At 62.8% G+C, this 20,818-nt stretch carries 22 protein-coding genes; 13 read left to right on the plus strand and 9 right to left on the minus strand.

All coding sequences use genetic code 11. The annotated features are described in order from the left end of the window. Positions 1-141 precede the first annotated feature (141 nt). Entirely contained in the window at positions 142-1,329 is a 1,188-nt protein-coding gene (locus FJ960_RS12615) for a glycine C-acetyltransferase (protein ID WP_140714246.1), read from the plus strand. A 52-nt stretch (positions 1,330-1,381) separates the two neighbouring features. After that, entirely contained in the window at positions 1,382-2,416 is a 1,035-nt protein-coding gene (gene tdh, locus FJ960_RS12620; RefSeq protein WP_140714248.1) for an L-threonine 3-dehydrogenase, read from the plus strand. 61 nt (positions 2,417-2,477) lie between these two features. Here tdh and FJ960_RS12625 read toward each other — a convergent pair whose 3' ends face one another. Then, positions 2,478-2,915 carry a MarR family transcriptional regulator gene (locus tag FJ960_RS12625; RefSeq protein WP_181174218.1) on the minus strand — a complete coding sequence of 146 codons (438 nt, stop codon included), beginning with the start codon at positions 2,913-2,915 and terminating at the stop codon, positions 2,478-2,480. An 86-nt stretch (positions 2,916-3,001) separates the two neighbouring features. Here FJ960_RS12625 and hmgA point away from each other — a divergent pair, with 86 nt between their 5' ends. The 4 genes from hmgA to FJ960_RS12645 are packed head-to-tail and all read left to right on the plus strand — an operon-like array spanning position 3,002 to position 6,776. Next, positions 3,002-4,315: a homogentisate 1,2-dioxygenase gene (gene hmgA, locus FJ960_RS12630; RefSeq protein WP_140714250.1), complete on the plus strand. Its 1,314-nt coding sequence runs from the start codon at positions 3,002-3,004 to the stop codon at positions 4,313-4,315. An 11-nt stretch (positions 4,316-4,326) separates the two neighbouring features. Further along, positions 4,327-5,214, plus strand: a complete 888-nt coding sequence (locus FJ960_RS12635; protein ID WP_181174221.1) for an MBL fold metallo-hydrolase — start codon at positions 4,327-4,329, stop codon at positions 5,212-5,214. Then, positions 5,211-6,224, plus strand: coding sequence for a fumarylacetoacetate hydrolase family protein (locus tag FJ960_RS12640; RefSeq protein WP_140714254.1), 1,014 nt, complete (start codon positions 5,211-5,213; stop codon positions 6,222-6,224). The genes FJ960_RS12635 and FJ960_RS12640 overlap by 4 nt, the downstream gene beginning before the upstream one ends. Before the next feature lie 15 nt (positions 6,225-6,239). Beyond that, the gene (locus FJ960_RS12645; RefSeq protein ID WP_140714256.1) at positions 6,240-6,776 is read left to right on the plus strand and encodes a DinB family protein; all 537 of its coding nucleotides are present in this window, start codon (positions 6,240-6,242) and stop codon (positions 6,774-6,776) included. Here FJ960_RS12645 and FJ960_RS12650 read toward each other — a convergent pair. Both FJ960_RS12650 and hppD read right to left on the minus strand, forming a co-directional pair. Then, positions 6,773-7,006: a type II toxin-antitoxin system prevent-host-death family antitoxin gene (locus FJ960_RS12650; protein ID WP_348642356.1), complete on the minus strand. Its 234-nt coding sequence runs from the start codon at positions 7,004-7,006 to the stop codon at positions 6,773-6,775. The genes FJ960_RS12645 and FJ960_RS12650 overlap by 4 nt on opposite strands. Positions 7,007-7,070: 64 nt before the next feature. Further along, complete coding sequence (gene hppD, locus FJ960_RS12655) at positions 7,071-8,186, minus strand: 4-hydroxyphenylpyruvate dioxygenase (RefSeq protein ID WP_140714258.1); 1,116 nt, start codon at positions 8,184-8,186, stop codon at positions 7,071-7,073. 137 nt (positions 8,187-8,323) lie between these two features. On the opposite strand from hppD, the gene FJ960_RS12660 reads away from it, so the two are divergent. Beyond that, positions 8,324-8,791, plus strand: coding sequence for an Lrp/AsnC family transcriptional regulator (locus FJ960_RS12660; protein WP_140714260.1), 468 nt, complete (start codon positions 8,324-8,326; stop codon positions 8,789-8,791). Here the strand turns inward: FJ960_RS12660 and FJ960_RS12665 are convergent. The 4 genes from FJ960_RS12665 to aztA all read right to left on the minus strand — a co-directional run bounded on the left by FJ960_RS12665 (position 8,788) and on the right by aztA (position 11,927). Continuing rightward, positions 8,788-9,126 carry a TIGR01244 family sulfur transferase gene (locus tag FJ960_RS12665; RefSeq protein ID WP_027143117.1) on the minus strand — a complete coding sequence of 113 codons (339 nt, stop codon included), beginning with the start codon at positions 9,124-9,126 and terminating at the stop codon, positions 8,788-8,790. The two genes, FJ960_RS12660 and FJ960_RS12665, sit on opposite strands and share 4 nt — an antisense overlap. A gap of 150 nt (positions 9,127-9,276) precedes the next feature. Beyond that, positions 9,277-10,218 carry a zinc ABC transporter substrate-binding protein AztC gene (gene aztC / locus FJ960_RS12670; protein ID WP_140714261.1) on the minus strand — a complete coding sequence of 314 codons (942 nt, stop codon included), beginning with the start codon at positions 10,216-10,218 and terminating at the stop codon, positions 9,277-9,279. Positions 10,219-10,245: 27 nt separating this feature from the next. After that, the gene (gene aztB, locus FJ960_RS12675) at positions 10,246-11,121 is read right to left on the minus strand and encodes a zinc ABC transporter permease AztB (protein ID WP_140714263.1); all 876 of its coding nucleotides are present in this window, start codon (positions 11,119-11,121) and stop codon (positions 10,246-10,248) included. Then, complete coding sequence (gene aztA / locus FJ960_RS12680) at positions 11,121-11,927, minus strand: zinc ABC transporter ATP-binding protein AztA (protein ID WP_140714265.1); 807 nt, start codon at positions 11,925-11,927, stop codon at positions 11,121-11,123. Before aztA ends, aztB begins: the two co-directional genes overlap by 1 nt. Before the next feature lie 229 nt (positions 11,928-12,156). On the opposite strand from aztA, the gene FJ960_RS12685 reads away from it, so the two are divergent. Further along, positions 12,157-12,501 (plus strand): RidA family protein, encoded by a 345-nt coding sequence (locus FJ960_RS12685; RefSeq protein WP_027143113.1) that lies wholly within the window; start codon positions 12,157-12,159, stop codon positions 12,499-12,501. A gap of 50 nt (positions 12,502-12,551) precedes the next feature. On the opposite strand, the gene hutC is transcribed toward FJ960_RS12685, so the two are convergent. Continuing rightward, entirely contained in the window at positions 12,552-13,292 is a 741-nt protein-coding gene (gene hutC, locus FJ960_RS12690) for a histidine utilization repressor (RefSeq protein ID WP_140714333.1), read from the minus strand. Positions 13,293-13,294: 2 nt separating this feature from the next. Then, a complete protein-coding gene (locus FJ960_RS12695; RefSeq protein ID WP_140714267.1) occupies positions 13,295-14,659 on the minus strand; it encodes a formimidoylglutamate deiminase in 1,365 nt (454 codons plus the stop codon). A gap of 99 nt (positions 14,660-14,758) precedes the next feature. On the opposite strand from FJ960_RS12695, the gene hutI reads away from it, so the two are divergent. Genes hutI through FJ960_RS12720 form a run of 5 tightly spaced genes read left to right on the plus strand, consistent with a single transcriptional unit; the run spans position 14,759 to position 20,624 of the window. Continuing rightward, entirely contained in the window at positions 14,759-15,991 is a 1,233-nt protein-coding gene (gene hutI / locus FJ960_RS12700; RefSeq protein ID WP_140714269.1) for an imidazolonepropionase, read from the plus strand. Continuing rightward, positions 15,988-17,523 carry a histidine ammonia-lyase gene (hutH, locus tag FJ960_RS12705; RefSeq protein WP_140714271.1) on the plus strand — a complete coding sequence of 512 codons (1,536 nt, stop codon included), beginning with the start codon at positions 15,988-15,990 and terminating at the stop codon, positions 17,521-17,523. The genes hutI and hutH overlap by 4 nt, the downstream gene beginning before the upstream one ends. Further along, positions 17,520-18,335 (plus strand): N-formylglutamate deformylase, encoded by an 816-nt coding sequence (gene hutG / locus FJ960_RS12710; RefSeq protein WP_140714273.1) that lies wholly within the window; start codon positions 17,520-17,522, stop codon positions 18,333-18,335. Before hutH ends, hutG begins: the two co-directional genes overlap by 4 nt. Before the next feature lie 25 nt (positions 18,336-18,360). Continuing rightward, complete coding sequence (gene hutU, locus FJ960_RS12715) at positions 18,361-20,034, plus strand: urocanate hydratase (RefSeq protein ID WP_181174219.1); 1,674 nt, start codon at positions 18,361-18,363, stop codon at positions 20,032-20,034. A gap of 11 nt (positions 20,035-20,045) precedes the next feature. Next, positions 20,046-20,624, plus strand: coding sequence for a HutD family protein (locus FJ960_RS12720; protein ID WP_140714335.1), 579 nt, complete (start codon positions 20,046-20,048; stop codon positions 20,622-20,624). Positions 20,625-20,818 lie beyond the last annotated feature (194 nt).

Here is a 20,818-nt window from a genome sequence, read left to right on the forward strand (position 1 = left end):
CCATGCGTTCCCGGGCTGTCACTTGAGCAATGTCCATTGCATCCCGGCTGATGCTGCCCGGCCACCTGATCCGGTCGCTTTTGCGATGGATTTTTTGCGCCGGCGGGACGACAGTCTGCCCACGTCAAACGAGGCCTGATCATGACCGCAGCATTTCTCTCCCATATCGACAGCGAGCTTGCAGGGCTGAAATCCGCCGGCCTTTACAAGTCCGAGCGGGTGATTTCCTCGATGCAGTCGGCCGAAATCGAGGTCGGCGGCGAGAAAGTATTGAATTTCTGCGCCAACAATTATCTCGGCCTTGCCGACAGCGCGGACCTGCGCGCGGCGGCCACGCAGGCGCTCGATCGCTACGGCTACGGCATGGCCTCGGTGCGCTTCATCTGCGGCACCCAAGAGGAACATAAACAACTCGAGGCGACAATTTCATCCTTCCTCAGCCTGGAGGACACCATCCTCTACGGCTCCTGCTTCGACGCCAATGGCGGCCTGTTCGAGACGCTGCTTGGCGAAGAGGATGCTGTTATCTCGGATGCGTTGAACCACGCCTCGATCATCGATGGTGTCAGGCTGTCGAAGGCCAAACGCTTCCGCTACGCCAATAACGACATGGCCGATCTCGAGGCGCGATTGCAGGAAGCGAAGGATTGCCGCTTCCGGCTGATCGCCACCGACGGCGTGTTTTCCATGGACGGCATCATCGCCAATCTCCGAGGTGTCTGCGATCTCGCCGAGAAATACGACGCGATGGTGATGGTCGACGACAGCCATGCAGTTGGTTTCGTCGGTGCAAACGGCCGCGGCTCGGCCGAACATTGCGGCGTCGAGGGTAGGGTGGACATTATCACCGGCACGCTCGGCAAGGCGCTCGGCGGCGCTTCCGGCGGATATACCTCTGGCAAAAGCCAGGTCGTCGACTGGCTGCGCCAGCGCTCGCGGCCCTATCTCTTTTCCAACACGCTGATGCCGGCGATCGCCGGTGCCTCGATCAAGGTGTTCGACCTGATCCGCAATGGCGATGCCTTGCGCGAGCGCCTATATGCCAATGCGGCGCGGTTCCGGTCCCAGATGCGTAAGCTTGGCTTCACGCTGGCAGGCGCCGATCATCCGATCATACCGGTGATGCTCGGTGATGCGACGCTGGCGCAGGAAATGGCCGCGCGCATGCTGAAGCGTGGCATCTATGTCATCGGCTTTTCGTTCCCGGTCGTGCCGAAAGGCCAGGCGCGCATCCGCACCCAAATGTCGGCGGCGCATTCCAGCGCTGATATCGACCGCGCGGTGGAGGCATTCGGTGCGGTCGGTAGGGAATTGGGTGTGATTTCCTGAACGGCCGGCGCCGAAAAGCGATTCCGGATCAAGAGATTCAAGGGACAAAAGAATGTCGAACATGATGAAGGCGCTGGTGAAGGCCAAGGCCGAGCCGGGCATCTGGATGGAAGAGGTGCCGGTGCCGGAGATCGGCCCCAACGACGTGTTGATCAAGGTCAAGAAGACGGCGATCTGCGGCACCGACGTGCATATCTACAACTGGGACCAGTGGGCGCAGAAGACCGTGCCGGTGCCGATGGTCACCGGCCATGAATTCGTCGGCACGGTCGCCGACTTTGGTGCTGCGGTTACCGAATACAAGGTCGGCCAGCGCGTGTCGGGCGAGGGCCACATTGTCTGCGGCCACTGCCGCAACTGTCGTGCGGGCAGGGGACATCTGTGCCGCAACACGCTCGGCGTCGGCGTCAACCGTCCTGGCGCCTTCGGCGAATATCTGGCGATCCCGCAGCACAATGTCGTGCCGATTCCCGACGATGTTCCGGACGAGATTGCCGCGATCTTTGACCCCTTGGGCAATGCCGTCCACACGGCGCTGTCCTTCGATCTGGTCGGCGAGGATGTGTTGGTCACCGGCGCCGGACCGATCGGCATCATGGGCGCATTGGTCGCGCAGTGCGTCGGCGCGCGCAAGGTCGTCATCACCGACATCAACCCGGTGCGGCTGGCGCTGGCGAAAAAGCTCGGCGTCCAGCATGTCGTCGATGCCTCGAAGGAAAAGCTGCGCGATGTTATGCCGGTGCTCGGCATGACCGAGGGATTCGACGTCGGTCTCGAAATGTCGGGCGCCGCGCCCGCCTTCCGCGACATGATCGATACCATGAACAATGGCGGCAAGATCGCCATCCTCGGCATAGCGCCGACCGGCTTCGAGATCGACTGGAACAAGGTCATCTTCAAGATGCTGCACTTGAAGGGCATCTATGGCCGCGAAATGTTCGAGACCTGGTACAAGATGATCGCCCTGGTGCAGGGCCCGCTCGATGTGACCGGCCTAATCACGCATCGCATCGGCGTCGATGATTTCCAGTTTGGGTTCGATGCGATGAGGAGCGGCAGTTCGGGCAAGGTGGTGATGGACTGGTGAGACGCGTCGACAGAGACGTGGAGTTCCTTCGCGCCCCCTCTGTCCTGCCAGCCTATCAACTCTATTTTCCTTCCAACGCCATCTCCAGTGCCGCCATCCCGCTCATAATCGCCGCACGTGCGTCCACGCCAAACTTCGCCAGCAACTCTCTCTCAAACGCCTTCGCCAGCGGCACCATCTCGCGATAGGCAGCGAGCCCGGCCTTCGTCAGTGTCAGGTGCTCGACGCGGCGGTCGTTCTCGTCAGGCGTCCGCACCAGCCAGCGCCGGCGTTCCAACTCGGCTACCGCCCGCGAAACCTTGGTCTTGTGCATGGCCGATTGTTCGCCAAGTTCCGTCGCGGTCATCGTGCCGCGCTGTCCCAACCCCGATAACGTGCGCCATTCGGGCCGGGTCAGGCCATGGCGGTCCTTATAGACCGTCGAGAATTCGCGGCTGATGGCATCGGCGAGGCGATACAGCCGGTAGGGCAGGAAGCTTTCGAGTTCGAGAATGTCCATTGTCCGCATCCGGAAAAACGGAAGATTGATAGTTACATTTTCAATGGTTACAAATGAAACAAGTTTGGTCAATCCGGGAGGAAGCGATGGCCTTTTCCTACATGCCGGGCTTCGGCAACGATTTTGAGACCGAGACACTGCCCGGCTCGCTGCCGCAGGGACGCAACTCGCCGCAGCGGCCGGCCTACGGCCTCTATGCCGAACAGCTTTCCGGTTCGCCCTTCACCGCGCCGCGCGGCACCAATGAGCGCTCCTGGCTCTATCGCATCCGTCCGAGCGTCAGGCACACGGGCCGGTTCAGGGCCGCCAGCTATCCGCTGTGGAAGACTGCCCCCAATGTCGGCGATCACGAGCTGGCGCTTGGCCAGTACCGCTGGAATCCGGTGCCGATGCCGAACGAGCCGACCGATTTCATCCAGGGCATGCGCACCATCACCACAGCCGGTGACGTGCTCGGGCAGACCGGCATGGCAGCCCATGTCTATGTCGCCAATCGCTCGATGGTCGACGACCATCTCTTCAACGCCGACGGTGAACTGCTTGTCGTGCCGCAGGTGGGCAGCTTGCGCTTGGTCACCGAGATGGGTGTCATCGAGCTTCGGCCGGGCGAAATCTGCGTGCTGCCGCGCGGCCTCGTCTTCAAGGTCGAATTGGTCGACACCGAAGTGCGCGGCTATGTCTGCGAGAACTACGGCGCCAAGCTGACGCTGCCTGACCGCGGCCCGATCGGCGCCAATTGCCTGGCCAATCCGCGCGATTTCAAGACGCCATGCGCGTGGTTCGAGGAGAAGGAAACGCCGTGCCGGCTGATCGTGAAATGGTGCGGCAATTTCCACGTCACCGAGATCGGCCATTCGCCGCTCGACGTGGTGGCATGGCACGGCAACTACGCCCCCTACAAATATGATCTGGCGACCTTTTCGCCGGTCGGCGCGCTGCTGTTCGACCATCCCGACCCGTCGATCTTCACCGTGCTCACCGCGCCGAGCGGCGAGGAAGGGACCGCCAATATCGATTTCGTCATCTTCCCGCCGCGCTGGCTGGTGGCCGAGAATACGTTTCGGCCGCCCTGGTATCACCGCAACATCATGAGCGAGTTCATGGGGCTGATCCACGGCCAGTACGATGCCAAGGAAGAAGGCTTCGTGCCCGGCGGCATTAGCCTGCACAATCTGATGCTGGCCCATGGCCCGGATGCGCCTGGCTTCGAAAAAGCCTCGCGCGCCGACCTGAAACCGGTCAAGCTCGACAACACCATGGCTTTCATGTTCGAGACCCGCTTTCCGCAGATGCTGACCCGCTACGGCGCCGAACTCGAAACCCGGCAGGACAATTACATCGACTGCTGGGCTGACCTGAAGAAACGCTTCAATGGCACGCCCGAGGGCGACTGGTCTTGAGCGGCAAGTCAATGCCGGATCGGTTGGTGTTGTTGGGCTCGAAAGGCGGTCCGGCGCTGCGGCCGGGCGGACCGTGGCCGAGTTCGTCGCTGCTCGAGATCGGCGGGCGAGCGATCGTCGTCGACTGCGGGCTTGGCGTGACGCGCGGCCTGGTCGATGCCGGCATCAGCCTGAAGGCGCTCGACCTGATCTTCATCACGCACCTGCATTCCGACCATGTGTTGGAGCTGGGGCCGCTGATCCACACCGCCTGGATGGCTGGCTTGGCGACGCCGGTCACCGTGTTCGGCCCGCCTGGGGTCGGGCACTATTGGCGGCGCTTTTGTCAGGCGATGGAATTCGACATCGAGATCCGCGTCGTAGATGAGGGCCGGCCCGATATTCGCGAGTTGGTTTCGATCGACGAATTCGGCGAGGGCCCTGTGGTCGAGCAACGCGGCCTGAAGGTGACGGCGCTGCGCGTCGACCACCCACCAGTGACCGACTGCTTTGCCCTCCGCTTCGAGCATGGCGCAAAAAGCGTGGTGTTCTCGGCCGACACGGCCCTCTTCCCACCGCTCGCCGATTTCGCCGAAAGTGCCGATATCCTCGTCCATGAAGCCATGCTGGAGGAGGGCATCGAGCGGCTGGTTGCCAGGACCGGCAATGGCGCTCGGCTCAGGGAACATCTGCTCGCCAGCCACAGCTTTGCCGAGGAGGCAGGCCGTATCGCCAGCGATGCCGGCGTCAAAAGGCTGGTGCTCAACCACCTCATTCCGGCCGATGATGTCGGGATCGGCGAGGAGGACTGGGTTGCCGCCGTCAGGAAAACATGGGCCGGCGACTTGACGATTGCCCGTGACGGCCTTGTTGTGGAGCTAAGCAGCGAGAAAGCTGCGCAAGGAGAGGGAACCACATGAAGCTTGCCACGCTGAAGGACGGAACGCGCGACGGGAAACTCGTCGTCGTTTCGCGCGACCTGACGCAATACACCGACGCCTCGTTCCTGGCACGCACGCTGCAGGCGGCACTCGACGACTGGCGCAGGATCTCGCCGCATCTCGCGACAATCGCGGAATCGCTGGAGAACAATGCGATGCCGGCAGCTCGCTTCCACGAACACGATGCGCATTCGCCGCTGCCGCGCGCCTATCAATGGGCCGACGGCTCCGCCTATGTGAACCATGTCGAACTGGTGCGGAAAGCGCGTGGCGTCGAAATGCCGGCGAGTTTCTGGACCGACCCGCTGATCTACCAGGGCGGCTCGGACTCCTTTGTTGCGCCACGTGATCCGATCCGCATGGCGGATGAAGCCTTCGGCATCGACATGGAGGCCGAAATTGCCGTCATCATCGACGACGTGCCGATGGGCGCCAGCCTCGATCAGGCACGCGCCGCGATCCGGCTAGTCATGCTGGTCAACGATGTCACGCTACGCGCGCTCACCGGGTCGGAACTCGCCAAGGGGTTCGGCTTCTTCCAATCGAAACCGTCCTCCGCCTTCTCTCCGGTCGCGGTGACGCCGGATGAGCTGGGCGACGCCTGGGATGGCGGCAAGGTCAGCCTGCCGCTGCTCGCCGACATCAACGGCAAGCCGTTCGGCCGCGCCAATGCCGGTACCGACATGACCTTCGATTTCCCGGCCCTGATCGCTCATGCCGCCCGCACAAGGCCACTGGTATCAGGCACCATCATTGGTTCGGGTACGGTATCCAACAAACTCGACGGCGGCCCGGGCAAGCCAGTCTCGGCGGGCGGCGCCGGCTATTCCTGCATCGCCGAACTGCGCATGATCGAGACGATTGCGTCAGGCGAACCAAAGACGCCGTTCCTGCGCTTCGGCGACACGGTGCGCATCGAGATGAAGTCAAAGACTGGAGCCTCGATTTTCGGCGCCATCGAGCAGACGGTGGAGAAATACGAGCGGTGAGCGCAAGGAGGAAGAATGACCCTGCTCGAGCATCTTCGCCGCATGGCGCGCAACAATTTGTGGTCGAACGACCGGCTCTATCGCGCCGTGCTTGCGCTGAAGCCCGGTGAGTTCGAGGCCGAGCGCACCAGCTTTTTCCCGTCGATCAAGGCGACGCTCAACCATGTCCTCGCGGTCGATCAGCTCTATCTCGATTTTCTCGAAGAAGGCGGCGTCGGTGCCGCTGCCTATGATGACTTCGCGCCTTTCGCTGCTGCGCCGGAGCTTTGCGTGGCTCAGCTGGCGGCCGACCGGCGGCTGATCGCCTTCTGCGATGGCCTGTCGGAGACCGATCTCGATCGCCGCGTCATCACCGACCGGCGCGAGGACGGCATGATCCCAGAACGCATTGGCGATATCCTGGCGCACGTCTTCCTGCACGACATCCATCATCGCGGCCAGGTCCACGCCATGCTCTCGGGTAGCTCGGTCGCGCCGCCCCAGTTGGACGAGTTTCTGCTCGATTATGATATGAAGCTGAGGGAGAAAGAGGTCGGGCGGCTGGGGCTCTAGCCGTCATCTCGAATACTCGGCCCATTCAGGGCCGAGGGCGTCAAAATCATCGGCGATACGAATTTGCCCTTCAAAGCGCCGATGCGTGGCAAAAGGTCTTCCTTCACCGGCGGTGGCAAGAGACGCGTCACGGCCTTCCCGCGCCGCGTGAGCACGATCTCCTCGCCAGCTTTCGCGCGTCTCACTAGTTCCGACAGTTTGGCTCTGGCTGCAGTTGTGGAGACGTTCACAGATCGACCTCTTATGGCCGGAACTTAGGTCAACGCTGATCGAACTGCTAACGAGCTTTCACTTTTACGCCGCCTTGCCGTCAACCTTGATGACGCCGCGCTTGATCTGGTCCTGCTCGATCGATTCGAACAGCGCTCGGAAATTGCCTTCGCCAAAGCCTTCGTCGCCCTTGCGCTGGATGAACTCGAAAAAGATCGGCCCGATAACGGTCTTCGAGAAGATTTGCAGAAGGATCTTGGTCGTGCCGCCATCGACCACGCCTTCGCCGTCGATCAGGATGCCGTGTTTCTTCATCCGCTCGATCGGCTCGTCATGGCCGTTCACGCGGTCATAAGACATGTCGTAATAGGTCTCAGGCGGGCCGGGCATGAATTTCAGCCCGTTCTCGGCGAGCTTGTCGGTGGCGGCGTAGATGTCGTCCGTGCCGACAGCGACGTGCTGGATGCCTTCGCCATTGTACTTCTTCAGGTATTCGGCGATCTGGCTGGTCTCGTCCTTGGACTCATTCAATGGAATGCGGATCTTGCCGCAGGGCGAGGTGATGGCGCGGCTGACCAGGCCGGTAATCCTGCCGTCGATGTCGAAGAAATGGATCTGCTTGAAACCGAACAGATTGCGATAGAAGTCCCACCATTTGTCCATCTGGCCGCGATAGACGTTGTGGGTCAGGTGGTCGAGGTAATAGAAGCCGACGCCCTGCGGTCGCGGGTCGCGTTCGCCCAGCCATTGGAACTCGGCGTCATAGGCCGAGCCCTTTTTGCCATAGGCCTCGATGAAATAGAGCAGCGAACCGCCGATGCCTGATATGGCCGGCACGTCGAGTGCCTTGTCGTCGCCTTCATAAGGCGTGGCGCCCTTCGACACCGCATGCTCGAAAGCATGTTTGGCATCAACCACCCGCCAGGCCATCGAGGCCGCGCAAGGGCCGTGCTTGTCGGCGAACTTCATCGCGTGCGAGCCGGGCTCGGCATTGACGACATAGTTGATGTCGCCCTGGCGCCAGACGGTGATGTCCTTCGTGCGATGCCTGGCTACCGCCATATAACCCATGCGGGTGAACAGTTCGGCTAGCTTCTTGGGCTCCGGATGCGCGAATTCGACGAACTCGAAGCCATCGGTGCCGGCAGGGTTGTCCTTGCTGATCGTGGCGGGCGGGGCGTCGTGTGGGAAGGGACCCATGATAATTCCTCCGGAAGCTGCTTGGCCTAAAAGGCCATCCAACGCCATCATAGCGCGAGGCTTGTGCATGGTGCTTGCATTCAAACGCTTGAAATGGTGATGTCATGCGTGAAGCATGCATAATATGGGAGAAAACCATGGACAATGGGCGTATTGATCAGTTTGACTGCAAGATAATGGCGCTCTTGCAGGGCGACGCGCGGCTCACCAACAACGACCTTTCCGAAAGGGTGAACCTGTCGGCATCGCAATGCTCGCGCCGCCGGCAGCGGCTGGAGGAGGATGGCTATATCAAGGGCTATCGCGCCGTGCTCGACCGCGACAGGCTCGGCTTCTCGCTGGTCAATGTCATTTCAGTGACGCTGGCCACCCACAACCGCGACAATGCGCGGCGCTTCGGCGAATTGGTGGCGCGCCTGCCGGAAGTGCAGGAGGCGCACGCGCTGACCGGCGAGATGGATTACATCCTGAAGGTCGTGACGCCAGACCTCAAATCGTTGTCGGAGTTCGTCAACGGCGTACTCCTGCCGCATGAATCCGTGCAGCATGTGAAGACGGCGATCGTGCTGGAGACGCTGAAGGAAACCGGGGCGCTGCCGATTTAACCCTTCGACTGCTGTATCGCCAGGAACAGATTGGTGCAGCGCGCGCCGGACCGGCAATAAGCAAACACCGGGCCTTGGAGCTCGTCGAGCGCCTCTGCCTGGTCCTCGACATTCTCGGCGGTCATCTGGCCGCTGATCACCGGGATGTAGCGGAAGGCGAGGCCAGCGGCTTCGACCGTTGCCTTGAGCGTGTCCGCCGAAGGTTGGCCGGGCTGCTCATCGTCCGGCCGGTTGCAGATCACGCTCTTGAAGCCGGCTTCCTTGATGGTGGCGACATCTTCGGGCTGGATCTGACCCGAGACCGAATAGTCCTCGCTGATCTGGCGATATTCCATGGCTCATATCCTCGCAATCTGGTTTGGCGGCAGTCTTGCCATTGCCCGGTGGGCACGGCAATCCGCATCGACGGAATTCTCTGCCAAATAGACATGGCGCGCCAGAAAATCCAACCAAGCCGATACGGCCCGGTTGGGTGCGGATCAAATTCAGCTGCCTAGAATGGCGCCTTTAATCTGACGGATGTTGTTGCGCATCATGTCGATATAGGTCGAGCCCGGGCCGTCGGGCTGCGACAGCGCGTCCGAGTAGAGCGTGCCGCCGACCTTGATACCGGTCTCGCTGGCGATCTGCTCGATCAGGCGCGGGTTGGTGATGTTCTCGACGAAGATGGCCGCGGCCTTGTCCTGCTTCACCTGCTCGACCAGCTTGGCGACATCGGCGGCCGACGGTTCGGAATCGGTCGAGATGCCTTGCGGAGCGAGGAAGGTCAGGCCGTATTCGTGTTCGAAATAGCCGAAGGCGTCATGCGAGGTGATGACGACGCGCTTTGCCTCGGGGATCGACTGGATCGCCGCCTTCACTTCGCCTTCCAGAGCATCGAGCTTCCTGGTGTAGGCGGCGGCATTGGTCTGGTAGCTGACACAGCCGTCGCTGTCGGCCGCGCAGAAGGCCTCGGCGATGTTCTTCACATAAATCTTGGCATTGGCGATCGACTGGAAGGCGTGCGGATCGGCGACGGTCTTGCCGCCGCCGGTGCCGGCACCCTCGGCCGCATCGGCGTCGGCGAATTCAGGTTTGAAGTCGATCGGCGTCACGCCCTTGGTCAAGGTGACAATGGAGGCCTTGGTGGCGCTGGCATCGACCAGGCGCTGCAGGAAACCTTCGAAGTGCAGGCCGTTGACCAGCACGATATCGGCCTTGGCCATGGCCACCGCGTCGGCAGGGCTCGGCTCGTAGACATGGGCGTCGCCGTCTGGGCCGACGATCGTGGTGATCGCGATGCGGTCGCCGCCGACATTCTTGGCGAAATCCGCAATGACTGTGAAGCTGGCGACCACTTTCAGCGGTGCGGCGAAAGCCGATGACGCGCTGAAGGCGGCAAATGTTATAACGCTCATCGTCAGGGCGGCACGGATCGATTTGAGCATAAGCGGGTCTCCTTTTAGGGCGGGGGATCAGGCCGTTCTGTGACGGTGATGGATGATGCGGGCGCGCAGGATGCCGCGCGTGCCAAACAGGATCGAGGCGAAATAGACGACGCCGGCCGACAGGATGATGGCAGGGCCGGATGGCAGCGACGCATGATAGGACAGGAGCAGTCCGGCGATGCAGGAGGCAAAGCCGATCAGTACGGCCAGCACGCACATCGGTTCGACGCGCGTCGTCCAGAAGCGCGCGGCTGCCGCCGGCAGCATCATCAATCCGACGGAAAGCAAAGTTCCGAGCGCCTGGAAGCCGCCGACGAGGTTGAGCACGACGAGACCGAGGAAGATGAAATGCACCGGGCTGCCCATGCGGCTGACCGAACGCAGGAACAGCGGGTCGAGGCATTCGGCCACCAGCGCCCGCCAGAAGATGGCAAGGCTGACCAGCGTCACCGCGACGATGCCGCCAATCAGCGTCAAAGCCTCGTTGTTGAGCGCCAGCACCGTGCCGAACAGCACATGCATGAGGTCCACGCTGGAGCCGCGGATCGACACCATCAGCACGCCGATGGCGAGCGAAATCAGGTAGAAGGCCGCCATCGAGGCGTCCTCGCGCTGGATGGTGAAGCGCGACACGGCACCGGCGCCGAGCGCCACGATGATGCCGGCGATCAGGCCGCCAATGGTCATCGGCAGGATTTCCAGCCCGTAGAACAGGAAACCCGCGGCCGCGCCCGGCAGGATGGCATGCGCCATGGCGTCACCCGACAGGCTCATGCGCCGCAGCATCAGGAAGACGCCGATCGGGCAGGCGCCGAGCGACAGCATCAGCGAGCCGAACAGCGCCCGCTGCATGAAGCCGAAATCGGCGAAAGGGGCGATGAAAAGACTGTAGAGCGCGTCCATCAGGCAGCCCTCGGTCCGGCGCCGTGGTGACGATCGTGGTCGTGGCCATGATGACCATGGTCATGAGCGTGCTCGTCAGGCTCGCACCAGGGCGCGTTCTCTTCCCAGGCTTCGTGGAAGCGGCGCGCGCGCAGCAGGTTCTCCGGTTTCAGCGTCTCCCGGGTCTCGCCCCAGGCAACCGGCTGACGGGCAAGCAGCAGTGTTTCGGGAAAATTCTGGCGCACCAGATCGAGATCATGGACCACCACCATGATGGTGCGCTCTTCGCCGTGCCAACGCTTGATCAAGGCAATGAGGTCACCGACCGTCTTGGCGTCGACGGCGTTGAACGGTTCGTCGAGCAGGATCAGGTCGGCATCCTGCAACAGCACGCGGGCAAACAGCGTGCGCTGCAACTGGCCACCCGACAGCGTGTCGATCGGCCGCTTCTCGAAGCCGCCGAGGCCGACGGCCATCAAAGCCTGGCTGACGGCCTCACGATCTTCCCCGGTATAGCGGCCAAGCATGCCGCGCTTCGGCCACAGGCCGAGCGAGACCAGATCGACAACGCGGGCGGGAAAGGAGCGATCGAGTTCCGATTGCTGCGGCAGGTAGGCCGCCCGCACGCCCGGCGCGCGAATGACCTCGCCTGCCATCGGCTTCAGCACCCCGACAATACCCTTCATCAGCGTCGACTTGCCAGAGCCGTTGGCACCAACCACGGCCGTCAGCGAGCCCTTGCGGATCGCGCCATCGAGGTGATGGATCGCGGGATGGCTGTTGTAGCCCAACGTCAGGTCACGGAATGTCAGGCAGGTCTGGGTCATATCGTTCCGTGGGAAACCAAATCCGGCTAAGGTGCGGCCGTTTGGATATGTGATGTTATTACATTAGTCAACAAGCCAATCCGGCGGAATTGCGTCGCGGTGGTCAACTCGCCGTGTAGGCGCCTGGCCCTGGATGGAGCGATTGGCTCAAGCGGTTTCGGTTCAGCCGGCCTTGCCCGAAGCGGACGGCGACTCTAAAGAGGCGCGACCACAACGGAAGGAACTCGCAATGAGCATTCGTCGCATCGATGTTGGCCCGCGCATGAGCCAGATCGTCATCCACGGCAACACCGTCTACCTGGCCGGCCAGGTCGGCGAACCCGGCGGCAACGTCGCCGCGCAGACCCGCGATATTCTGGCGACCATCGATGAATTGCTGGCCAAGGCCGGCACCGACAAGACCAAGATCGTCCAGGCGATCATCTGGCTGGCCGACATGGGCACCTTCGCCGAGATGAATACCGAATGGGACAAGTGGGTGCCGCAGGGCCACACGCCCGCCCGCGCCACCGGCGAAGCAAAGCTCGCCGGCCCGGAATATCTGGTCGAGATTATTATCACCGCGGCGCTGTAAAGGCGCGACGTCAGAACTGCCGATCTCCCCCACGACGAGGGGGAGATCACTCACCCCTGCGACGGCGTGAACCTTGCTACCAGCGTATGGCTTTCCGCCGGATAGATGAAGCGCACGTGGGTGACCGGGTGCTCGGCACTCCAGGTGCGGCGTTCGACCACTAGGCAAGGTGCCCCGGGATCGATGTCGAGCGCATCGGCGATGGCGTCGTCAGCGCTCATGGCGCGTATCCGATGCTCGGCCTCGCTCCACGGCACGCGGTCGATCAACCAAGGCCCGGCAGCGATTTCCAGAAACTCTTCGTCCCCGGCTTCCGAAACCGCCGAAAGATTGATCAGACGTTGCTCGAGCGCGAATGGCCGTTCGCCGGCAAAATGAAGACCTTCGAGCCATAGCACTGGACCTGCGGCGGACAGTTCGAGCAACGTCCTGTCCTCCCCATTGCTGCGCCGCTTCAGGCGTTCCAGCCGCTTGTAGCGATAGGGCAGGCCGAGCGCCTCGACTTCGATCCTGATGTCGTGAAGTTCCAGCACGGCTGCCTGCGATTGCGGCTGGCGGACAAAGCTGCCCGACCGGCGGCGGCGTTCGATCAAACCTGCCTTGGCCAACTGGGACAGAGCCTTGTTCACCGTCATGCGTGAGCATTGGTATTCGGCGGTCAGCTCATGTTCGAACGGGATACGGTGGCCGGGCACCCAGGTGCCGGAAAGAATTCTTTCCCGGATATCGGAAAGGATGCGCTGATGCAGCGAGACGGTCTCGCTGTCGTCTATCTCCGTCGGTTCAGCCATGCTCATCTGGGTGAACCCTCGGAAAGCGCTGTCATCACGCCGCGAAACCGTTCGGCGATGGCCTCGCGCTTGGCATGTCTGCCATCACTGACCTGTTTCTTGCCATGCACCCAGACACAATCGACCTTGCTGCCATTGGCGAAAATCCAGGCGTCGAGGATTGCATCGCCGGTTTTGCCGGCCAGCGAGGGGTTGCCGGCGTCGAGCGAGACGAGATCGGCGGATGCACCAGGCGCGATTTGCGATGCGCCGGCGCCAAGCGCGACGCTGCCGCCGTCAAGCGCTGCGTCGTACAGCGCGCGGCCGGTCGAGCCGCCGGCCACGGCCAGCACATTGCGGGCGCGGTGCGCGAGGCGCTGCGAATATTCGAGCTGGCGCAATTCGTCGGGCAGGCCGATCAGCACGTTGGAATCGGAGCCGACACCGAAGCGGCCGCCATGCTCCCTGAACAAAGGCGCGGCAAAGGTGCCGTCGCCGAGATTGGCCTCCGTGATCGGGCAAAGGCCGGCAATGGCGCCGCTCCTGGCCATGCCGATGGTTTCAGCATCGGTCATGTGGGTGGCATGGATCAGGCACCAGCGCTGGTCGACATCGGCAGCCCCAAGCAGAAATTCGACCGGACGCGCGCCGGACCAGGCAAGGCAGTCTTCGACTTCTTTCACCTGCTCGGCGACATGGATGTGGATTGGTCCGTTTGGCGCCATGGCCGCAATCGCCGTGAGTTCTTCAGGCGTCGCGGCCCGTAGACTGTGCGGGGCAACGCCGACAATCGCTTGATTCAAAGAGCGAACAGATTCCCGGCTTTTCTCAACAAGCCGGGCGAACCGATTCACATCGTTGATGAATCGGCGCTGGCCCTCGTTTGGCGCGGCACCACCGAAGGAGGAATGTGCGTAAAACACAGGCAACAGCGTCAGGCCGATACCCGTTTCGCCGGCCGCGGCAGCGATGCGCTCGGCCATCTCGGCTGGGTTGGCATAGGGTTGTCCATCACGGTCATGGTGCAGATAATGAAATTCGCCGACGCGCGAAAAACCGGCCTCTAGCATTTCGACGTAGAGCTGCGCCGCCACCGCCTCGACCTGGTCGGGAGTCATCCACAGCGCGAAGCGGTACATCACCTCGCGCCAGCTCCAGAAACTGTCGGCGGAGTGGCCGCGCAACTCGGCGAGCCCTGCCATGCCGCGTTGGAAGGCGTGGCTGTGCAGATTGGCCATGCCGGGAAGGAGAACGGCATGGCGTTCGTCACCAGGAGACGCGGTGCTCCCAGGCTCTACGGCCGCAATGCGCCCATTGGCGAAAGTGATCCGCACATTGTCGTGCCAGCCGTTGGGAAGAAGCGCCTGTTCCGCAAAGATATCGGTCACTTTTCTCTCCGCTTCCCGGTCTCGTGTGCGATGATGACACTTGCAGTGCGTCTCAATATGTATATACATAATCGCCACCGATTTGAAACGGAAAAGATGATGGCCGTAGAGAGCAAAAACCCGGCAGGGGGGCTTCGCCTGTGGCGCAACGCGCGTCTGGCAACCATGGCTGAAAATTCTGCCGGACTGGGTATCGTCGAGCAAGGCGCGCTCGCCGCGCGCGATGGCCGCATTGTCTATGCGGGTTCGCAATCCGAGATGCCGTCGGCGTTTGCCCAGGGCGAGATCATCGATTGCGATGGCCGCTGGATCACGCCCGGCCTGATCGACTGCCACACCCATCTCGTCCACGCCGGGAACCGCGCCAACGAGTTCGAGATGCGGCTGGCCGGCGCCACCTATGAGGAAGTCGCCAGGGCCGGCGGCGGCATCGTCTCGTCGGTCAAATCCTTGCGTGCTGCCAGTGAGGGCGACCTGGTTGCCCAGACGCTGCCGCGCCTCGATGCGCTGATGGCCGAAGGCGTCACCACCGTGGAAATAAAGTCGGGCTATGGTCTCGATCTTGAAAACGAGAAGAAATCGCTGCGCGCGGCCCGTCGGTTGGCCGATGAGCGGCCGGTGACCATCCGCACGACCTTCCTTGGCGCCCACGCGCTGCCGCCCGAAGCCAAGGGCGACAAGGATGCTTTCATTGATCTCGTCGCCAAAACGATCCTTCCCGGCGTTGTCGAGGAAGGCTTGGCCGATGCCGTCGACGGGTTCTGTGAAGGCATCGCCTTTTCGCCGGAGCAGATGGCGCGCGTTTTCGATGTCGCCCAGGCGGCTGGCTTGCCCGTAAAACTCCACGCCGACCAGCTGTCCAACCTGCATGGCGCTGAATTCGCCGCCCGCTATGGTGCATTGTCAGCCGATCATCTCGAATACACCGACGAGGCGGGCGCCATGGCGATGGCCAAGGCGGGGACAGTGGCGACGATCCTGCCCGGCGCCTACTACTTCATCCGCGAGACCAAGAAGCCGCCGATCGCCCTGTTCCGCCAGCTTGGCGTCAAAATGTCGGTGGCCACCGACAACAATCCCGGCACTTCGCCGCTGACCTCGCTGCTTCTGACCATGAACATGGCGGCGACCCTGTTCGGCATGACGGTCGACGAATGTTTTGCCGGCGTCACCCGCGAAGCCGCGCGTGCGCTGGGCCTGCTCGAAGAGACCGGCACGCTGGAACCGGGCAAATCCGCCGACCTGGCGATCTGGGACATCGAGCGCCCCGCCGAACTCGTCTACCGTATGGGCTTCAACCCGCTGCATGCCCGCATCTGGAGAGGACAATGACAGAACTGACGCTGAAGCCCGGCGATGCGACGCTGGCCGACTGGCGCGCCATCTACCGTGGCGCCATGCCGAAACTGGACGGTGCCTGTCGCCCGAAAATCAAGGCAAGCGCCGAAGCTGTCGCGCGCATCATCGCCAAGGGTGAGCCGGTCTATGGGATCAATACCGGTTTCGGCAAGCTGGCCAGCGTGCGCATTCCCGCCGAGGATCTCGGGACCCTGCAGCGCAACATCGTGCTTTCGCATGCCGCGGGCGTGGGCGAGCCGATGCCTGTTGCCATTGCCCGGCTGATGATGGCGCTGAAACTTGCGAGCCTTGCGCAGGGTGCCTCCGGTGTGCGCCCGCAAACCATCGAGTTGCTCGAAGCGATGCTGGCCAATGACGTCATCCCGGTGGTGCCGGCGCAGGGTTCGGTTGGCGCCTCCGGCGACCTTGCCCCATTGTCGCACATGACGGCGGTGATGATCGGTGTCGGCGAATGCTTTACCCCGCATGGCCGCTTTCCCGCCAAGGTCGCGTTCGTCTCGCATGGGCTGGAGCCCGTCACATTGGGCGCCAAGGAAGGTCTGGCGCTGCTCAACGGCACGCAGTTTTCGACGGCCTATGCGCTGGCCGCCCTGTTCGAGGCCGAAGTGCTCTACCAGTCGGCGCTTGTCGCCGGCGCGCTCTCGACCGACGCGGCAAAGGGTTCCGATGCCCCCTTCGACCCGCGCATCCATATGTTGAGAAAGCATCGCGGCCAGATCGAGACCGCGGATGCGTTGCGCAATCTGATGGCCGGCAGCGCCATCCGCGAGTCGCACCGGATCGGCGACGAGCGTGTGCAGGATCCCTATTGCCTGCGTTGCCAGCCGCAAGTCATGGGCGCCGCGCTCGATGTCCTGCGCAAGGCCGCCGATACGCTCGAAACCGAGGCCAATGGCGTTACCGACAATCCGCTGGTCTTCGCCGAGGACGACACGGCGCTCTCCGGCGGCAATTTCCACGCCGAGCCGGTCGCCTTCGCCGCCGACATGATCGCACTTGCCGCCTGTGAGATCGGCTCGCTGTCGGAACGCCGCATCGCCATGCTGGTCGATCCCGCGCTGTCAGGCATGCCCGCCTTCCTGACGCCCAAGCCCGGCCTGAACTCCGGCTTCATGATCCCACAGGTGACGGCGGCCGCACTTGTCTCGGAAAACAAGCAGAAAGCCTATCCGGCCAGCGTCGATTCCATCCCGACCTCGGCCAACCAGGAAGACCATGTCTCGATGGCCGCGCATGGCGCGCGCCGGCTGATCGGCATGATCGAGAATGCGACGGCTGTTATCGGCATTGAATTGCTAGCCGCCGCGCAAGGGTGCGATTTCCATGCACCACTCGCCTCGAGTGCGGCGCTTGAAGCCGTGCGCAAGCTGGTTCGCGCCGAGGTGCCGCATCTCGACAATGACCGGCACTTCCACCCCGACATGGAAAAGGCGATCGCCATGGTACGTAGCGGTGCAGTCGCGAAGGCCGCGAGCGCGGTGGCGCTGCCGGGGATTGCGCTATGACACCTTCTTGGCTGACAATAAAGCGAGGCACGGCACCGCTTCTGGTGTCGATCCCGCACACCGGTGTCGACCTCGCCGGCCTCGAAAACCGGCTTATCTCGCCATGGCTTGGTCGCCGCGATTGCGACTGGTGGATCGACAATCTCTATGATTTCGCCGGCGGTCTCGGCGCTACCATCGTGCACACCGCGATCTCGCGCACAGTCATCGACGTCAACCGCGATCCATCCGGCGCCTCGCTCTATCCCGGCCAGGCAACCACCGGCCTATGCCCAACCGAAACCTTCGACGGCGATCCGCTCTATCGCGAGGGCGAAGAGCCGGGACCGTCGGAGATCGACGAGCGCCGCGAGAAATTCTTTGCACCCTATCACGCCGCCTTGCAGGCCGAGATCGACAGGTTGCGGACCTTGCATGGCAAGATTGTCCTCTACGACTGCCATTCAATCCGCTCGGTGCTGCCACGCCTCTTCGAAGGCACGCTGCCGGTGTTCAACCTCGGCACGAACGACGGCAGGAGCGCTGATCCGGCGTTGCAGGCGATGGTCAACCAGATCATGGCAGAAACCGGTGAGACCTTTGTCGTCAACGGACGCTTCAAGGGCGGCTGGATCACGCGCCATTTCGGCCAGCCGCATCAGGGCGTGCATGCGCTGCAGATGGAGCTCTCCAACCGCGGCTACATGCGCGAGCCGGACGGGAAGGGCACACCGGACAATTGGCCCGCGCCCTACGATGCCGCGTTCGCCGCGCCGATCCGCGCCACGCTGACGCAGATTCTCCAAACCGCCATTGACTGGGCCGGGCGCTGACGCGCCGCCTCATCCGAAAGGGACAATGATGACCGACCCCCGTCACAACATCCGCGAAGTGCGCAGCCCCCGCGGCGACAAGCTCAATGCCCGGTATTGGACGACTGAAGCGCCGTTGCGCATGCTGATGAACAATCTTGACCCTGATGTCGCCGAGAACCCCAATGAACTGGTCGTCTATGGCGGCATCGGCCGGGCGGCGCGTACCTGGAACGATTTCGATCAGATCGTTGCGTCGCTGAAGACCCTTGGCGAGGACGAGACGCTGCTGGTGCAGTCGGGCAAGCCGGTCGGCGTGTTCCGCACCCACCCGGACGCGCCGCGCGTGCTCATCGCCAACTCCAATCTGGTGCCACACTGGGCGACCTGGGAGAAATTCAACGAGCTCGATAAGAAGGGCCTGATGATGTACGGCCAGATGACGGCCGGCTCCTGGATCTACATCGGCACGCAAGGCATCGTGCAGGGCACCTACGAGACCTTCGTCGAGGCCGGCCGCCAGCATTATGGCGGCAATCTCAAGGGAAAATGGATCCTGACCGGCGGCCTGGGCGGCATGGGCGGCGCGCAGCCATTGGCCGCCGTCATGGCCGGCGCCTGCTGCCTGGCGATCGAATGCAATCCGGACTCGATCGATTTCCGCCTGCGCACCCGCTATGTCGACGAGAAGGCCGAGACGCTCGACGAAGCCATGGAACTGATCGAACGCTGGACGACGGCCGGCGAGGCGAAGTCCGTCGGCCTGCTCGGCAACGCCGCCGAGATCGTGCCCGAAATGTTCCGTCGCGGCATCCGCCCCGACATGGTCACCGACCAGACCTCGGCGCACGACCCCATCAACGGCTATCTGCCGAAGGGCTGGACGATGGCCGAGTGGCGCGAAAAGCGTGTCAGTGACCCCCGGGCGGTCGAGAAGGCGGCGCGCGCCTCCATGCGCGAGCATGTCGAGGCGATGGTCGCGTTCTGGAACGCCGGCGTGCCGACACTCGACTATGGCAACAACATCCGCCAGGTCGCCAAGGACGAAGGGTTTGAAAACGCCTTTGCGTTCCCCGGCTTCGTGCCGGCCTACATCCGTCCGCTCTTCTGCCGCGGCATCGGCCCGTTCCGCTGGGCAGCACTCTCCGGCGATCCAGAGGATATCTACAAGACCGACGCCAAGGTGCGTGAACTCACCCCCGGCAACACCCATCTACACAATTGGCTGGACATGGCCCGCGAGCGGATTTCCTTTCAAGGGTTGCCGGCGCGCATCTGCTGGGTCGGCCTTGGCGATCGCCACCGATTGGGCCTCGCCTTCAACGAAATGGTGGCCAAGGGCGAACTCAAGGCGCCGGTCGTCATCGGTCGCGATCACCTCGATTCGGGTTCGGTCGCTTCGCCAAACCGCGAGACGGAATCGATGAAGGACGGTTCCGACGCAGTGTCCGACTGGCCGCTGCTCAACGCGCTGCTCAACACAGCTTCGGGCGCAACCTGGGTATCGCTGCACCATGGCGGCGGCGTCGGCATGGGCTTCTCCCAGCATGCCGGCATGGTCATCGTTGCCGACGGCACGCCGGACGCGGCAAGGCGGCTGGAGCGCGTTCTATGGAACGATCCGGCGACGGGCGTCATGCGCCATGCCGACGCCGGCTATGACATCGCGATCGAATGCGCCAAGGAGCACCAGCTCAATCTGCCAGGCATTCTCGGATAGCGGCTGACGTGGTGCGTGTCCTTCGTGCCACCGATTACCGCGTCATGCCGTGGAAGAACGGCGGCGGTACGACGACCGAGATCGCCGTCTCGCCCGATGGTGCCGGGCTCGACGATTTCGACTGGCGCGTCTCGATGGCCCGCGTCGAACGCAGCGGGCCGTTCTCCAATTTTGCCGGCATCGACCGCACGCTGTCGGTGCTGGAAGGCGAGGGGATCGTGCTTGATGTCGCGGGCCGTCCGCCGCAGCGGGTGACAGCGGCTTCCCAGCCATTTTTCTTTCCAGCCGACCAGCCGACGAGTGCCGCGCTGATCGCCGGCCCGATCACCGATCTCAACGTTATGACCCGTCGCGGCCGCATGTTGCATTCGGTCGAGCGTCTGGCGATTTCGACGCCTGCGGAAATCCCGGCCGAGGCCGGTCCCACCCTCATCCTTTGTCACGGAGGCGATGCCATTTTCCCCGGCGCCGCGCCCGTTCGTATCGGACCGCTCGACACCCTGCTGCTCGGGCCGGACGCCTCTGTCTTGCGGGTTCAGCCCGCGCCGGATGCGACCCTTTTCGTGATCCGGATAATCGCTGCCGCCTGACGCGCTTCGCCCAACGGTTACCGCCTGTTTCCAAACATGATCGCGACGCTGGCGAAATATAGCGTAAGCTGGCACTGGCATCACGAAAAAGCCCAAATCCTCTCCGTCGATCGATCCCGACGGGAGCAAGAGGCGCTCGTCTTTGGATTGGTCGAAAGATGACGCTCCGTCGTGGTGCGGAAATAAACTTTCGG

The sequence above is a fragment of the Mesorhizobium sp. B2-3-11 genome (genome assembly GCF_006442215.1).
GTDB lineage: Bacteria > Pseudomonadota > Alphaproteobacteria > Rhizobiales > Rhizobiaceae > Mesorhizobium > Mesorhizobium salmacidum.

Bases quoted from the DNA above. Each gene is read 5' to 3' on its own strand.
- FJ960_RS12615 (WP_140714246.1), top strand. From the start codon at position 142: ATGACCGCAGCATTTCTCTCCCATATCGACAGCGAGCTTGCAGGGCTG.
- tdh (WP_140714248.1), top strand. From the start codon at position 1,382: ATGTCGAACATGATGAAGGCGCTGGTGAAGGCCAAGGCCGAGCCGGGC.
- FJ960_RS12625 (WP_181174218.1), bottom strand. From the start codon at position 2,915: ATGGACATTCTCGAACTCGAAAGCTTCCTGCCCTACCGGCTGTATCGC.
- hmgA (WP_140714250.1), top strand. From the start codon at position 3,002: ATGGCCTTTTCCTACATGCCGGGCTTCGGCAACGATTTTGAGACCGAG.
- FJ960_RS12635 (WP_181174221.1), top strand. From the start codon at position 4,327: ATGCCGGATCGGTTGGTGTTGTTGGGCTCGAAAGGCGGTCCGGCGCTG.
- FJ960_RS12640 (WP_140714254.1), top strand. From the start codon at position 5,211: ATGAAGCTTGCCACGCTGAAGGACGGAACGCGCGACGGGAAACTCGTC.
- FJ960_RS12645 (WP_140714256.1), top strand. From the start codon at position 6,240: ATGACCCTGCTCGAGCATCTTCGCCGCATGGCGCGCAACAATTTGTGG.
- hppD (WP_140714258.1), bottom strand. From the start codon at position 8,186: ATGGGTCCCTTCCCACACGACGCCCCGCCCGCCACGATCAGCAAGGAC.
- FJ960_RS12660 (WP_140714260.1), top strand. From the start codon at position 8,324: ATGGACAATGGGCGTATTGATCAGTTTGACTGCAAGATAATGGCGCTC.
- FJ960_RS12665 (WP_027143117.1), bottom strand. From the start codon at position 9,126: ATGGAATATCGCCAGATCAGCGAGGACTATTCGGTCTCGGGTCAGATC.
- aztC (WP_140714261.1), bottom strand. From the start codon at position 10,218: ATGCTCAAATCGATCCGTGCCGCCCTGACGATGAGCGTTATAACATTT.
- aztB (WP_140714263.1), bottom strand. From the start codon at position 11,121: ATGGACGCGCTCTACAGTCTTTTCATCGCCCCTTTCGCCGATTTCGGC.
- aztA (WP_140714265.1), bottom strand. From the start codon at position 11,927: ATGACCCAGACCTGCCTGACATTCCGTGACCTGACGTTGGGCTACAAC.
- FJ960_RS12685 (WP_027143113.1), top strand. From the start codon at position 12,157: ATGAGCATTCGTCGCATCGATGTTGGCCCGCGCATGAGCCAGATCGTC.
- hutC (WP_140714333.1), bottom strand. From the start codon at position 13,292: ATGGCTGAACCGACGGAGATAGACGACAGCGAGACCGTCTCGCTGCAT.
- hutI (WP_140714269.1), top strand. From the start codon at position 14,759: ATGGCCGTAGAGAGCAAAAACCCGGCAGGGGGGCTTCGCCTGTGGCGC.
- hutH (WP_140714271.1), top strand. From the start codon at position 15,988: ATGACAGAACTGACGCTGAAGCCCGGCGATGCGACGCTGGCCGACTGG.
- hutG (WP_140714273.1), top strand. From the start codon at position 17,520: ATGACACCTTCTTGGCTGACAATAAAGCGAGGCACGGCACCGCTTCTG.
- hutU (WP_181174219.1), top strand. From the start codon at position 18,361: ATGATGACCGACCCCCGTCACAACATCCGCGAAGTGCGCAGCCCCCGC.